We start from the raw sequence: 12975 nt of genomic DNA on the forward strand, positions 1-12975 counted from the left end.
CGACGCCATGAAGCGTTTCCGGCCGGGCATCGTGCCGACCCTGGTGGTCGCGGTGTTGTTGCCCATGCTGGTGTCACTCGGGTTCTGGCAATTGGGCCGGGGCGCAGAGAAAAGCGCGCTGCTGCAAAGCTACACTGAGCGCCGCGCTGCTGAACCGATGGCCAGCACCGAGCTGCAACCCACCGCAGATCCAGCCTTCCGCCGGGTTCACCTGCACGGCCAGTTCGATGCCGCCCACAGCCTGTTGCTGGATAACCGTCAGCGCAACGGCAAGGTTGGCGTCGAACTGCTGCAACCGTTTCAGGATCAGGCGACCGGGCTCTGGCTGCTGGTCAATCGCGGCTGGCTGCCGTGGCCGGATCGCCGCACCCCTCCGCAATTCAGCACACCGACTCAGGCCTTGAGTCTCGTTGCCTGGGTCTACGTCTCCCCCGGCGCCACTTTCCAGTTGCACGCCGACCCGAACACCACGACCTGGCCACAACTGATCACCGCTGTCGATCCGGCCAGGCTCTGGACGGCGCTGGATCGCGAAGGTTTTGCCTACGAATTACGCGCAGAAAGCGGTCCCGCGACTTACCAGGCTGATTGGCCGGTAGTCGCCATGGGGCCGGAAAAACACCTGGCTTATGCCGTGCAGTGGTTCGCCATGTCGATCGCCCTGTTCGGCCTCTATCTCTATCTCGGCTGGCACAACGCAAAGGAGAAACACCATGGGAGCGGCCATGAATCCACCCAGCATGTCTGAGACGAAATCGCCGGTGAGTCGGCGCAAGGGTCGCTTGCAGTTGCTGCTGATCCTGCTCGGGGTGATCGGTCCGATGATCCTCGCCACCGGCATGTACAAATTGCAGTTCTGGGTGCCGGAAGGTCGCAGCTATCACGGCGAACTGATCGGCAACGGCCAGACCCGCGCCGACCTCGGGGTGCAGGCGCAGGAGGATCGTTGGCAGATACTGGTGACCGCGCCCAAGGATTGCTCGGTGGACTGCCAGCAACTGGTGTACCTGGCGCGGCAGATCCAGATCGGCCTCGGCCGTGATGCCGGGCGCGCCAGTCATGCCTTGGCCGCGGCACAACCGCTGAGCAGTGAATACGACGCCAAGCTGACGCGCGAGTATCCTCAATTACAGCGTTATCCACTGAATTTGACCGACTTCCATAAGACCGCCGGCGACCAGTCAGTGCCGCAGCTGTGGATCATCGACCCTCACGGCAATCTGGTGCTGCGCTATGACCCGACGGTGAAGGGTAAGGATCTGCTCAACGACCTGCGCCATTTGCTGAAACTGTCGAACATCGGATAAGGGCATCGTCATGGCCAAACCTGGATTTCGCCTCGCGCTGTTTGCCACGTTGCTGGCACTGATTGTGGTGTTGCTCGGCGCCTACACCCGCCTGACCCACGCCGGCCTCGGCTGTCCGGACTGGCCGGGTTGCTATGGCTTTATCAGCGTGCCGCAAAGCGAAGTTCAATTGGCCCATGCCGAACTGCATTTTCCTGATGCGCCCGTCGAAGCCCATAAGGGCTGGAACGAGATGGTTCACCGCTACTTCGCCGGCACGCTGGGGCTGTTGATCTCGGTATTGGCCGGCCGCGCCTGGGTTCATCGTCGTCACCCGGGGCAGCCGGTGAAGTTGCCGTTGTTTTTGCTGGCAGTGGTGATTGCCCAAGCGGCATTCGGCATGTGGACGGTGACGCTCAAGCTCTGGCCGCAAGTGGTCACCGGGCATTTACTCGGTGGCTTTGCGACGTTGAGCCTGCTGTTTTTGCTGACGTTGCGATTGTCCGGCGTGTTGCCGGCCCTGACCGTGCCACGGCGTTTGCAGTACTGGGCGACCGCCGGGTTGCTGCTGGTGATCCTGCAAATTGCCTTGGGTGGATGGGTCAGTTCCAACTACGCGGCAGTGGCCTGTATCGATTTCCCGACCTGTCATGGGCAATGGCTGCCGCCCGCGGACTTCGCCAACGGCTTTCACCTGACCCAACACATCGGCCCCAATTACCTCGGCGGGCAACTGGACAGTGATGCCCGTACCGCGATTCATTTGACCCACCGCATTGGCGCTTTGCTGGTGACCCTGGTATTGCTGGGGCTGGCCTGGCAACTGAAGGTGGTCGGCATGACGCGCTTGGCCGGGATGGTGCTGATCGCACTCGCCGCACAAATCACCCTCGGCATCAGCAATGTTCTGTTTCACCTGCCGCTGCCAGTGGCCGTCGCGCATAACGCAGGCGGCGCGGCACTGTTGCTGACGATTGTGCTGGTCAATTATCACGCGCGAACCAGTCTGGTTCGGGTCAAGCAGCAACCCCCTGCGCGCTGGCGGTTCAGCCCGCGCAAACACTCAGCCGGGCCCATAACAATAAAAGGAGAGATGCCATGGCGACTCTGATCGGCGCACGTCACAGTCAGGCGATCTGGCGTGATTACCTGGAGCTGACCAAGCCGAAAGTGGTGGTGCTGATGCTCATCACCTCGCTGGTCGGCATGTTCCTCGCGACCCGCGCCGGGGTACCGTGGACGGTGCTGGTGTTCGGCAACCTGGGGATCGCCTTGTGTGCCGGTGGTGCGGCAGCCGTCAATCATGTGGTGGACCGACGCATCGATGCGGTCATGGCCCGCACGCACAAACGGCCCCTGGCCGAAGGTCGAGTGTCACCGGCAGCCGCGCTGACGTTTGCCTTGGTATTGGCGGTGCTTGGGCAAGCCATACTGCTGGCCTTCACCAATCCACTGACGGCGTGGCTGACCCTGGCCTCGCTGCTCGGCTATGCGGTGGTCTACACCGGTTTTCTCAAACGCGCGACGCCGCAGAACATCGTCATCGGCGGACTGGCCGGCGCCGCCCCGCCACTGCTCGGCTGGACCGCCGCCACCGGCCACGTCAGCGCCGAACCCCTGTTGCTGGTGCTGATCATCTTCGCCTGGACTCCGCCGCACTTCTGGGCCCTGGCCATTCACCGCAAAGAGGAATACGCCAAGGCCGACATCCCGATGCTGCCGGTGACCCATGGCGAGCATTACACCAAGGTTCACATTCTGCTTTACACCTTTGCGCTGCTGGCCGTTAGCCTGATGCCTTATGTGATCCACATGAGCGGCATCCTCTACCTGATTTGCGCACTGGGCCTGGGCGCGAGGTTTCTGCAATGGGCCGTGGTGCTGTACCGTGGCACTCGGCCGCACGCGGCGATCAACACCTTCAAGTACTCTATCTACTACTTGTTCCTGCTGTTTATCGCGCTGCTCGTAGACCACTACTTACTGTTGAACCTATGACTCGAACCCAGAAAACCGTCTTCATCCTCGTCGCCCTGATCGCGCTGGTCCTGGGCCTGACCATCAACAAAGTCCTGTCCGGCAAAGGCCAGGGTGACCCGACGGAACTGATCGACGCCGGGATCATCCTGCTGCCGCAGAGCCGCAACCTGCCGGATGTGACGATGACCGATCAGGACGGCAAGCCGGTCACGGTCAACGAGTTGAACGGCAAATGGTCGCTGCTGTTCTTCGGCTACACCTTCTGCCCGGACATCTGCCCGACCACCCTCGCCCAGCTGCGCCAGATCAAGAGCGAACTGCCGCCCGAGGCCGTGGACAAGCTGCAGATTGTGCTGATCAGCGTCGACCCGAATCGCGACACGCCCAAGCAGCTCAAGCAGTACCTGGGCTACTTCGATCCGCAGTTCATAGGGCTGACGGCGTCTTCGGTCGAAGACATTCAGAAGCTGGCGAATGCGGTGAGCATTCCGTTCATTCCAGCGGACACCAGCAAGCCGAATTACACGGTTGATCACAGTGGCAATCTGGCAGTGATCGGGCCGGACGGGACGCAGCGCGGGTTTATTCGGGCGCCGCTGAATAATGTGAAGTTGGTCGCGCAGCTGCCGGTAATGCTAAACCGAAAATAAACACGACACGATACCTGTAGGAGCCCGGCTTGCCGGCGAAGGCGTCCGTGAGATCGCCTTCGCCGGCAAGCCGGGCTCCTACAGGGTTGGGGTTTCAGGCATAAAAAAAGGGCGCATTGATTGCGCCCCTGTTTTATTGCTTTGAACCTATCAGAACGCCGGCACTACCGCGCCTTTGTACTTCTCGAGAATGAACGCCTTCACTTCCGGGCTGTGCAGTGCAGCAACCAGTTTCTGCATGGCAGCACTGTCCTTGTCGTCCGGACGGGACACGAGAATGTTCACGTACGGCGAATCGCTGCCTTCGATAACCAGCGCATCCTTGGCCGGATCGAGCTTGGCTTCCAGCGCGTAGTTGGTGTTGATCAGCGCCAGGTCGACCTGGGTCAGCACGCGGGGGATGGTCGCAGCTTCCAGTTCACGGAATTTCAGGTCCTTGGAGTTCTCGGTGATGTCCTTCACGGTCGACAGGATATTGTTCGAATCCTTCAACTTGATCAGGCCGGCCTTCGCCAGCAGCAACAGCGCACGGCCGCCGTTGGTGGCATCGTTCGGGATCACGACGTTGGCACCGCCCGGCAGCTCCGCCAGCGTCTTGTACTTGCTGGAGTAAGCGCCCAGCGGTTCCAGGTGTACGCCGGTCACGGCGACCAGATTGGTGGTCTTGGCCTTGTTGAATTCATCGAGGTACGGCTGGTGCTGGAAGAAGTTGGCGTCCAGACGCTTCTCGGCCACCTGCACGTTCGGCTGGATGTAGTCGGTGAAGACCTTGACCCTCAGGTCCACGCCTTCCTTGGCCAGGGCCGGTTTGACGAATTCGAGGATTTCCGCGTGCGGGACCGGGGTGGCCGCGACGGTCAGGGTGTCGGCAGCGTGGGCGGAAAAGGCTGCAACGGCAGCGAATGCGACGAGTAGTTTTTTCATTCAGCTAACTCCATGTGAGGCGCCTGTCTTCGGCGCCTGCCAGCGAATGGCCGGCTCATGCATTTATTTAAAAAAGCTCATTTACGAGAAAAATGGACAACCAACTTGTCGCCAACAGTTTGCAGCACTTGCACCAACACCAGCAGCAACACCACGGTAACCACCATCACATCAGTCTGGAAACGCTGGTAACCGAAACGGATCGCCAGGTCACCCAGGCCGCCGGCGCCGACCACACCGGCCATCGCCGTGTAGGACACCAGGGTAATGGCGGTCACCGTAATGGCTGCGAAGATGCCCGGGCGAGCTTCCGGCAGCAGGGCATTGGTGATGATCTGCCGCGTCGTCGCGCCCATCGCCTGGGTCGCCTCGATGATGCCGCGATCCACTTCACGCAGCGCGGTTTCCACCAGGCGCGCAAAGAATGGCGTGGCGCCCACCACCAGTGGCGGGATCGCACCGGCGACCCCCAGCGAAGTGCCGGTGATCAATACCGTGAACGGAATCATCACGATCAACAGAATGATGAACGGCAGCGAACGCAGGATGTTCACCACCAGCGACAACATCGCATAGACGCCCTTGGCTTCCAGCAATTGACGCGGGCTGCAGAGGAACAGCAATACGCCCAGGGGCAAGCCCAGCAGCACGGTGAACAACAGCGAACCGAAGAGCATCAGCAGGGTATCGCCGGTGGCCAGCCAGATTTCGAACCAGTCGATATTGACGAAGAAACTTGTCAGGACTTCCATTAGCGCAGGACCTCCATGTGGACGTCAGCCGCGGTGAAGCGAGCGAATGCCGCTTCCATGTCGCCACCGGTCACGGCCAGGGTCAACTGCCCGTAGGGAACGTCTTTGATGCGGTCGATGCGACCGGCCAGAATGCTGTAGTCCACGCCCGTTTCCCGAGCGACGGTTCCCAGCAACGGTGCGTAGGTCGCCTCGCCCTGGAAAGTCAGGCGCACAATGCGACCCGGTACGTGAGCGAAGTCATCGCGCTGCTCGCTTTCATCGATCTGCTCGTCTTCTTGCACGAAGCGTTTGGTCGTCGGGTGGCTAGGATGCAGGAACACCTCGGCCACCGTACCTTGCTCGACGATCACCCCGGCGTCCATCACCGCCACCTGGTCGCAGACCCGGCGGATCACGTCCATCTCGTGGGTGATCAGGACGATGGTCAGCTTGAGCTCGCGATTGATCTCGGCCAGCAATTGCAGGACCGACGCAGTGGTCTGCGGGTCCAGGGCGCTGGTCGCCTCATCGCACAAGAGGATTTTCGGCTTGGTTGCCAGGGCGCGGGCGATACCGACGCGCTGCTTCTGGCCGCCAGACAATTGCGCCGGGTACTTTCTCGCGTGGTCGGACAAGCCCACCCGCGCCAGCAACTCGGCCACACGCCGGTCGATCTCGGTGCGGGACAGTTCACCCGCCAGGGTCAGCGGCAGCGCGACATTGTCGGCCACGGTCTTGGACGCCAGCAGGTTGAAGTGCTGGAAAATCATCCCGACCTGCTGACGGAAGCGCCGCAGGCTGTTGGCGTCAAGCGCGGTGACTTCTTCGCCATCGACGAAGATCTTGCCGCCGCTGGCGTTTTCCAGGCGATTGATCAGGCGCAGCAGGGTACTTTTTCCCGCGCCGGAATGGCCGATCAGGCCGAATACCTGACCGTTTTCAATCGTCAGACTGGTCGGGTGCAGGGCGGGAATATCCTTACCGGCGACGCGGTAGGTTTTGTGGACGTTTTGAAACTCGATCACGTAGCGAACCTTGTGGGGCGCGTTAGAAAAGGATCAGCGGATAGCCGGGCGCGCATTTTAGCCTGTCCGTATAGAGGTTCTTAGCATTTATTTCGTATTCAACCTGTCATTTGGCAATAACGCGATCAAAGGTCAGAAAAAAGGAACGGCTAAAAATGTCACCAGTCATTAATTAAGCAACTCGAAAACGCCCCCGGTAGCCGTGCCTGGGGATATCGCCCAAGAGTCCTGGCTAAGACGGACGGGAATTGAAACGAGGAGTTTAAGACTGATGAGTACCAAAAAGCCTGCCGCCCCCAAAAGCGCACTGGCCGGGACCGATACCCTGGACCGCGGCAACACCAATGCCAAGCTCGACAGCCTGGAAAAATTTCGCTCCGACGCCACTGAACAGGCCCTGCGCACCAATCAGGGCGTGAAGGTTGCGGACAACCAGAACACGTTGAAGGTCGGCGCCCGCGGGCCATCGCTGCTGGAAGACTTCATCATGCGTGAAAAGATCACGCATTTTGACCATGAGCGCATTCCCGAACGCATCGTGCATGCCCGCGGCACCGGGGCCCACGGTTACTTTCAGTCATACGAAAATCATTCCGTGCTGACCAAGGCCGGCTTCCTGCAAGACCCCGCCAAACAAACCCCGGTGTTCGTACGCTTCTCCACGGTACAGGGCCCTCGAGGGTCGGGCGATACCGTGCGCGACGTACGAGGTTTCGCCGTGAAGTTCTTCACCGACGAAGGCAACTTCGACTTGGTGGGCAACAACATGCCGGTGTTCTTCATTCAGGATGCCATCAAGTTTCCGGATTTCGTGCACGCGGTGAAACCCGAGCCCCACAACGAGATTCCTACCGGCGGTTCGGCTCACGACACCTTCTGGGACTTCGTTTCCCTGGTGCCGGAATCGGCACACATGGTGATGTGGGCCATGTCCGACCGGGCGATCCCTAAAAGCCTGCGCAGCATGCAGGGTTTTGGCGTGCACACCTTCCGCCTGATCAACGCCGAAGGTAAATCACGCTTCGTCAAATTCCATTGGCGCCCTACTGCCGGGACCTGCTCGCTGGTCTGGGATGAAGCGCAGAAACTCGCCGGCAAAGATACCGATTACCACCGTCGCGATCTGTGGGAGTCGATCGAGATGGGGGATTACCCGGAATGGGAGCTGGGCGTCCAGGTGGTCGAGGAGGAAAACGAGCACACTTTCGACTTCGACCTGCTCGACCCGACCAAAATCATTCCAGAGGAAATCGTGCCGATTACCCCGCTGGGCAAGATGGTGCTCAACCGCAACCCGGACAACTTCTTTGCCGAAACCGAGCAGGTCGCGTTTTGCCCCGGGCATATCGTGCCGGGGATCGACTTCTCCAACGATCCACTGCTGCAAGGGCGACTGTTTTCCTACACCGATACGCAAATCAGCCGACTCGGTGGGCCGAATTTTCATGAGATTCCGATTAACCGTCCGGTCGCGCCGTTTCACAATGGTCAGCGGGACGCGCAACACCGCACCACCATCGACAAGGGCCGCGCCTCCTACGAGCCGAACTCCATTGACGGCGGCTGGCCGAAAGAAACCCCGCCCGCCGCACAAAATGGCGGTTTCGAGACCCATCCGGAGCGCATCGATGCCAACAAGATCCGCCAGCGCAGCGAGTCCTTCGGCGACCACTTCTCCCAGGCGCGGCTGTTCTTCCATAGCATGAGCAAGCACGAGCAGGAGCACATCATTGCCGCTTACAGCTTTGAGTTGGGCAAGGTCGAGCGTGAGCACATCCGCGCACGGGAGGTGAATGAGATCCTCGCCAACATCGATCTGGAACTGGCCGGGCGCGTTGCGCAGAACCTCGGCCTGCCAGCGCCGAAAGCCGGAACGGTCGATGTACCGAAAATCTCTCTGGAGCGTTCACCGGCCTTGAGCCAGGCCAACTTGCTGCCGGGCGATATCAAGACGCGCAAGGTCGCGATTCTGGCGGCCAATGGTGTCGACGGCGCGGCGATCGATGCGATGAAGAAAGCGTTGAAGGCCGAAGGTGCCCACGCCAAATTGCTTGGCCCTACCTCGGCGCCGGTAACCACCGCCGATGGCAAAGCACTGCCCGTGGATGCGTCGATGGAAGGTCTGCCATCCATCGCGTTCGACGCGGTATTCGTGCCCGGTGGCGCGGCGTCGATCAAGGCGTTGAGCACCGATGGCGTGGCGCTGCATTACCTGCTTGAAGCGTACAAACACTTGAAGGCAATCGCGTTGCACGGTGAGGCGAAGCAGTTGCTGGATGTGTTGAAACTGGAGGTTGATGCGGGGTTGATCGTAGGGCCGGATGCCGCCCAGTTGACCAAGGCGTTTTTTACCGCGATCGGGCAGCATCGGGTGTGGGCTCGGGAGCCTAAGGCCAAGGGGATTCCAGCCTAAGGTTTTATATAGATAGGGAGGGCGCCTTCGCGAGCAGGCTCGCTCCCACAATGATTGGGTGATCACATACTTGTGGTCAACCTCATACCCTGTGGGAGCGAGCCTGCTCGCGAAGCTTTTAGGGTTTACGCGGGCTTAGAACGATCTGTGCCGGAATGTTACGCAAAATCTGCTTATCCAGGTTCAGATCAAACCCCGAATCCAGCTTCTTCACCCGCTTGGTCAGCAAGGTGGCCAACCAGGGATAATCCTGGGTGCGCGGCGCCTGAATGCTGACGTCGCACTGATAATTCACCACATCGGCGGCGATAGCATCCAGTTGCCGACGAAGTTTTCCCATATCCGTGAGGTTCAGCGCCACCGTGGTGCTTTCTGCCGTCGGATCGATGACTTTGGCCTGCGGCTTGGCTTCGGCCGCCATGAGCGCCGCTTCAGCCCTGTCGAGCTCGGCTTTACGGGCATTGACGATCGCGTTGTTGACCCCACCGGTCAAGGCGGGAGCCGTGGGCATCAATGCCCGGGCGCGGCTCAGCGCAGTGGCGGCAGCGTTCACATCACCTTTTTGCAGCACTATCTGGCTACGGCGCAGATAAGCTTCGGCCAGTTGCCGCTGATATTGCTCAAGGGACTGATCGTTGGGCGACTCGGCCTGCAAGGCGGCCAGTTGACCTTCCGCGGTGGCCAATTCGCTGCTGGCGAGGCTTTGTTCCAGCTGTGCAATGGCCGTTGCCCGTGCATCGGCGGGCTCGGTGGCCGCCGGTGGCGTGCTTTGGCAAGCGCCCAGCAGCAGAGAAAATGCGACAAGGAGCAGATAACGGGAGGCGAACGGCTTCATTCCTGCGACTCTCTATTTGCGCAAAAAACGAGCAAGTCTACACCCCTCGACGGGGCAGGACAAAACTCAGCAGAAACAGCGCGGCGGCGGCCACCACAATCGACGGGCCCGCCGGGGTGTCCTTGAACCACGACAACGCCAACCCGCCACAGACCGCGAGCATGCCCAGCAGGCTCGCGCCCAGCGCCATCTGCTCCGGTGACCGGGCGTGACGTTGTGCCGCAGCCGCCGGGATGATCAGCAGCGAAGTAATCAGCAATACACCGACGATCTTCATCGCCACCGCAATGACGACGGCGATCAACAGCATCAGGGCCAGGCGCAACGCCGCGACCGGCAAACCTTCCACCCTGGCCAGCTCTTCATGGACCGTAATCGCCAGCATTGGCCGCCACAGCGTCACCAGCAAGGCCAGCACCCCCGCACTGCCGCCGAGTATCCAGGCCAGGTCGGTTGGACTGATCGCCAGCAGGTCGCCGAACAGATAGGCCATCAGGTCGATCCGCACTTCATGCATGAAGCTTAGTACCACCAGGCCCAGAGAGAGGGTGCTGGGTGCGAGAATTCCCAAAAGCGTGTCGGACGCCAGCGGCTGGCGCTGTTGCAAGGTCACCAGCAATACGGCCAACAGCAGGCAGCCTACGGTGACTGCGACAGTCGGGCTGACATCCAGCAAAAAGCCCAGCGCCACGCCGAGCAGTGCGGCATGGGACAGGGTATCGCCGAAATAGGCCATGCGCCGCCAGACCACGAACGAACCCAACGGGCCTGCGACCAGCGCCAGGGCCAGACCTGCAAGCAGGGCGTAGAGCAGAAAATCAGCCATGCTTGCAGCTATCTCCGTGAACGTGGGTAGGGGTCGCCGGGTTGGCGCTGACCACCGAACCATGCAGGTCGTGGGCGTGGTCGTGATGGTGGTGATAAATCGCCAGGCTTTGCGCATTCTTGCCGAACAGCTCGACGAACGCCGGGTCGCCGCTGACCTGCTCGGGATGCCCGGAGCAGCAGACGTGACGATTCAGGCAGACCACCTGGTCGGTGGTGCTCATCACCAGGTGCAAGTCATGGGACACCATCAATACCCCGCAACCGTGACGGTCGCGCAAGCGAGTGATCAGGCTATAAAGTTCGGCCTGACCGGCCACATCCACGCCTTGTACCGGCTCGTCGAGCACCAACAGTTCCGGCTCGCGCAGCAATGCCCGAGCCAGCAGCACGCGCTGCATTTCACCGCCGGAAACACTTTGCACCGGGCTGTCGATCACCTGCTCGGCACCGACTTCCTTGAGCGCGGCCAATGCCCGGGCGCGATCCACACCCGGCACCAGACGCAAAAAGCGCAGCACGGACAGCGGCAGCGTCGGATCGACATGCAGTTTTTGCGGCATGTAGCCGACCCGCAGTTTCGGCTTGCGCCAGACGCTGCCGCTGTCCGGCTTCAACAGGCCCAGCACGGCGCGAACCAGGGTGGTCTTGCCCGCGCCATTGGGGCCGATCAGGGTCACGATCTGCCCCGGCTCGACGCTCAGCTCGATGTTGTCCAGCACGTTTTGCCCGGCGAAGGTGACGGCAACCTGTTCGAGGCGAATCAGCGCGTTGCTCATCAAGCCCCCTGGCAACCCGAGCAGAGGCCGACCACTTCCACGGTCTGGCCTTCGACAACGAATCCGACCTCTTTGGCGCTGCCGATGATCGCGTCACTGATGGACGTCTGTTCGAGCTCGATAGCGGCATGGCATGCGCGGCAGATCAGGAACTGACCCTGGTGAGCATGTCCCGGGTGGTTGCAACCGACGAAAGAGTTCAACGAGGAAATGCGGTGGACGAGGCCGTTGTCCAGCAGGAAATCCAGCGCGCGGTACACCGTCGGCGGCGCGGCGCGGCGGCCATCCTGCTCGCTGAGCACCGCGAGTATGTCGTAGGCGCCCAATGGCTTGTGGCTTTGCCAGACCAGTTCCAGCACCCGCCGACGCAAGGCAGTCAGGCGCAGGCCCTGACGCGTGCACAGGGCATCGGCCTCAGACAGTGCGCTATGAACGCAGTGAGAGTGGTCGTGGGGACGGCTGGCGATCGGTGTTTTAGGCATGAGCGGCGACGAGGTTTGTGAGAGACGTTATTATGTTACCCGTTCTCGCCTCTTCGAGTGGTCATCGTGTCCCGACTTTTTTCTATCTTTGTCGCATTTATCGCAACTTTTCTGCTGATCGGTTCGGCGCAAGCCGACGTCAAGGTCCTTACCAGCATCAAGCCCCTGCAGCTGATCGCCGCGGCGGTGCAGGATGGCGTGGCCATACCCGAAGTCCTGTTGCCGCCCGGTGCCTCGCCGCATAACTATGCCTTGCGCCCATCCGACGTGCGGAAGGTGCAATCGGTGGATCTGCTGTACTGGATCGGGGCGGACATGGAAGGTTTCTTGCCTCGCGTGCTGAACGGTCGCACGCTGCCCAGCGTCACCGTACAAGATCTGCCTGGCCTGAAATTGCGCCGCTTCGCCGAAGATAGCCACTCCCACGCCGAAGAAGCCGACGAGCATGACCACGATCACCGCCCCGGCAGCCTGGACGCGCATCTTTGGTTGTCGCCGGTCAACGCGCGCGTGATCGCGGCAAAAATGGCCGCCGACCTGAGTGCTGCCGACCCGGACAATGCGGCCCGCTACCAGAGCAATCTCAAGGCCTTCGATGAACGTCTGGATGCGCTGGATCTGCGCTTGAAGAAACGTCTGGCTGGCATTGAAGGCAAGCCTTATTTCGTGTTCCACGAAGCCTTCGATTACTTCGAAGACGCCTATGACCTCAAGCATGCCGGCGTGTTCAGCGTCGCCGCCGAAGTACAGCCTGGCGCCCAGCACGTCGCGGCGATGCGCACCCGACTGCAGGAGGTCGGCAAGACCTGTGTATTCAGCGAGCCGCCACTGCGTCCGCGGCTGGCGGAAACCCTGGTGGCCGGCTTGCCGGTGAAACTGGCGGAGCTGGATGCGCTGGGCGGATACACGCCGGCGACTGCTCAGGGGTATGAGCAGGTGCTGGAGAAGCTGGGGAATGATTTGGCGGGGTGTCTGGAGTCGTTGTAACCCGAAAATTTGTGTCGTCCCCATTCGCGGGCAAGCCTCGCTCCTACAGGATTTG

The 12975-nt window shown here is 61.0% G+C and carries 14 protein-coding genes; 7 read left to right on the forward strand and 7 right to left on the reverse strand.

The features are described from left to right. The first annotated feature begins 7 nt into the window (after positions 1–7). The 5 genes from F8N96_RS23880 to F8N96_RS23900 are packed head-to-tail and all read left to right on the forward strand — an operon-like array spanning position 8 to position 3916. Positions 8–748 carry an SURF1 family protein gene (locus tag F8N96_RS23880; protein ID WP_150799903.1) on the forward strand — a complete coding sequence of 247 codons (741 nt, stop codon included), beginning with the start codon at positions 8–10 and terminating at the stop codon, positions 746–748. Continuing rightward, positions 714–1307, forward strand: a complete 594-nt coding sequence (locus F8N96_RS23885) for a hypothetical protein (RefSeq protein WP_150799904.1) — start codon at positions 714–716, stop codon at positions 1305–1307. Before F8N96_RS23880 ends, F8N96_RS23885 begins: the two co-directional genes overlap by 35 nt. Positions 1308–1317: 10 nt before the next feature. Next, positions 1318–2397, forward strand: a complete 1080-nt coding sequence (locus F8N96_RS23890; RefSeq protein ID WP_150799905.1) for a COX15/CtaA family protein — start codon at positions 1318–1320, stop codon at positions 2395–2397. Next, the gene (gene cyoE / locus F8N96_RS23895) at positions 2385–3284 is read left to right on the forward strand and encodes a heme o synthase (RefSeq protein ID WP_150799906.1); all 900 of its coding nucleotides are present in this window, start codon (positions 2385–2387) and stop codon (positions 3282–3284) included. The genes F8N96_RS23890 and cyoE overlap by 13 nt, the downstream gene beginning before the upstream one ends. Beyond that, positions 3281–3916, forward strand: a complete 636-nt coding sequence (locus F8N96_RS23900; protein WP_150799907.1) for an SCO family protein — start codon at positions 3281–3283, stop codon at positions 3914–3916. Before cyoE ends, F8N96_RS23900 begins: the two co-directional genes overlap by 4 nt. A 150-nt stretch (positions 3917–4066) precedes the next feature. Here F8N96_RS23900 and F8N96_RS23905 read toward each other — a convergent pair whose 3' ends face one another. From F8N96_RS23905 to F8N96_RS23915, 3 genes are all read right to left on the reverse strand, one after another. Then, positions 4067–4840 carry a MetQ/NlpA family ABC transporter substrate-binding protein gene (locus F8N96_RS23905; protein WP_150799908.1) on the reverse strand — a complete coding sequence of 258 codons (774 nt, stop codon included), beginning with the start codon at positions 4838–4840 and terminating at the stop codon, positions 4067–4069. A 77-nt stretch (positions 4841–4917) separates the two neighbouring features. After that, positions 4918–5592: a methionine ABC transporter permease gene (locus F8N96_RS23910; protein WP_064675254.1), complete on the reverse strand. Its 675-nt coding sequence runs from the start codon at positions 5590–5592 to the stop codon at positions 4918–4920. Next, positions 5592–6599: a methionine ABC transporter ATP-binding protein gene (locus F8N96_RS23915; RefSeq protein WP_150799909.1), complete on the reverse strand. Its 1008-nt coding sequence runs from the start codon at positions 6597–6599 to the stop codon at positions 5592–5594. Before F8N96_RS23915 ends, F8N96_RS23910 begins: the two co-directional genes overlap by 1 nt. A 271-nt stretch (positions 6600–6870) precedes the next feature. Between F8N96_RS23915 and katE the strand changes: the two genes are divergently transcribed. Next, the gene (katE, locus tag F8N96_RS23920; RefSeq protein WP_150799910.1) at positions 6871–9012 is read left to right on the forward strand and encodes a catalase HPII; all 2142 of its coding nucleotides are present in this window, start codon (positions 6871–6873) and stop codon (positions 9010–9012) included. Between the two features lie 118 nt (positions 9013–9130). Here the strand turns inward: katE and F8N96_RS23925 are convergent, their stop codons facing one another. From F8N96_RS23925 to F8N96_RS23940, 4 genes are read right to left on the reverse strand one after another with little or no spacing between them, the layout of a single operon-like run. Next, positions 9131–9847, reverse strand: a complete 717-nt coding sequence (locus F8N96_RS23925; protein ID WP_150799911.1) for a PA5502 family lipoprotein — start codon at positions 9845–9847, stop codon at positions 9131–9133. Between the two features lie 37 nt (positions 9848–9884). After that, positions 9885–10673, reverse strand: a complete 789-nt coding sequence (znuB, locus tag F8N96_RS23930; protein ID WP_150746568.1) for a zinc ABC transporter permease subunit ZnuB — start codon at positions 10671–10673, stop codon at positions 9885–9887. Next, positions 10666–11451 carry a zinc ABC transporter ATP-binding protein ZnuC gene (gene znuC, locus F8N96_RS23935; protein WP_150799912.1) on the reverse strand — a complete coding sequence of 262 codons (786 nt, stop codon included), beginning with the start codon at positions 11449–11451 and terminating at the stop codon, positions 10666–10668. Before znuC ends, znuB begins: the two co-directional genes overlap by 8 nt. Continuing rightward, a complete protein-coding gene (locus F8N96_RS23940) occupies positions 11451–11933 on the reverse strand; it encodes a Fur family transcriptional regulator (RefSeq protein ID WP_150799913.1) in 483 nt (160 codons plus the stop codon). Before F8N96_RS23940 ends, znuC begins: the two co-directional genes overlap by 1 nt. 66 nt (positions 11934–11999) lie before the next feature. Here F8N96_RS23940 and F8N96_RS23945 point away from each other — a divergent pair, with 66 nt between their 5' ends. Beyond that, positions 12000–12920, forward strand: coding sequence for a zinc ABC transporter substrate-binding protein (locus tag F8N96_RS23945; protein WP_150799914.1), 921 nt, complete (start codon positions 12000–12002; stop codon positions 12918–12920). Positions 12921–12975 lie beyond the last annotated feature (55 nt).

The organism is Pseudomonas fluorescens (assembly GCF_902497855.1).
Classification (GTDB): Bacteria; Pseudomonadota; Gammaproteobacteria; order Pseudomonadales; family Pseudomonadaceae; genus Aquipseudomonas; species Aquipseudomonas fluorescens_BI.

Excerpts from the sequence above, each read along its gene's own strand:
- cyoE (WP_150799906.1), top strand. The coding sequence starts at position 2,385 with ATGGCGACTCTGATCGGCGCACGTCACAGTCAGGCGATCTGGCGTGAT.
- F8N96_RS23925 (WP_150799911.1), bottom strand. The coding sequence starts at position 9,847 with ATGAAGCCGTTCGCCTCCCGTTATCTGCTCCTTGTCGCATTTTCTCTG.
- F8N96_RS23890 (WP_150799905.1), top strand. The coding sequence starts at position 1,318 with ATGGCCAAACCTGGATTTCGCCTCGCGCTGTTTGCCACGTTGCTGGCA.
- F8N96_RS23910 (WP_064675254.1), bottom strand. The coding sequence starts at position 5,592 with ATGGAAGTCCTGACAAGTTTCTTCGTCAATATCGACTGGTTCGAAATC.
- F8N96_RS23880 (WP_150799903.1), top strand. The coding sequence starts at position 8 with ATGAAGCGTTTCCGGCCGGGCATCGTGCCGACCCTGGTGGTCGCGGTG.
- znuB (WP_150746568.1), bottom strand. The coding sequence starts at position 10,673 with ATGGCTGATTTTCTGCTCTACGCCCTGCTTGCAGGTCTGGCCCTGGCG.
- katE (WP_150799910.1), top strand. The coding sequence starts at position 6,871 with ATGAGTACCAAAAAGCCTGCCGCCCCCAAAAGCGCACTGGCCGGGACC.
- znuC (WP_150799912.1), bottom strand. The coding sequence starts at position 11,451 with ATGAGCAACGCGCTGATTCGCCTCGAACAGGTTGCCGTCACCTTCGCC.
- F8N96_RS23900 (WP_150799907.1), top strand. The coding sequence starts at position 3,281 with ATGACTCGAACCCAGAAAACCGTCTTCATCCTCGTCGCCCTGATCGCG.
- F8N96_RS23940 (WP_150799913.1), bottom strand. The coding sequence starts at position 11,933 with ATGCCTAAAACACCGATCGCCAGCCGTCCCCACGACCACTCTCACTGC.
- F8N96_RS23905 (WP_150799908.1), bottom strand. The coding sequence starts at position 4,840 with ATGAAAAAACTACTCGTCGCATTCGCTGCCGTTGCAGCCTTTTCCGCC.
- F8N96_RS23885 (WP_150799904.1), top strand. The coding sequence starts at position 714 with ATGGGAGCGGCCATGAATCCACCCAGCATGTCTGAGACGAAATCGCCG.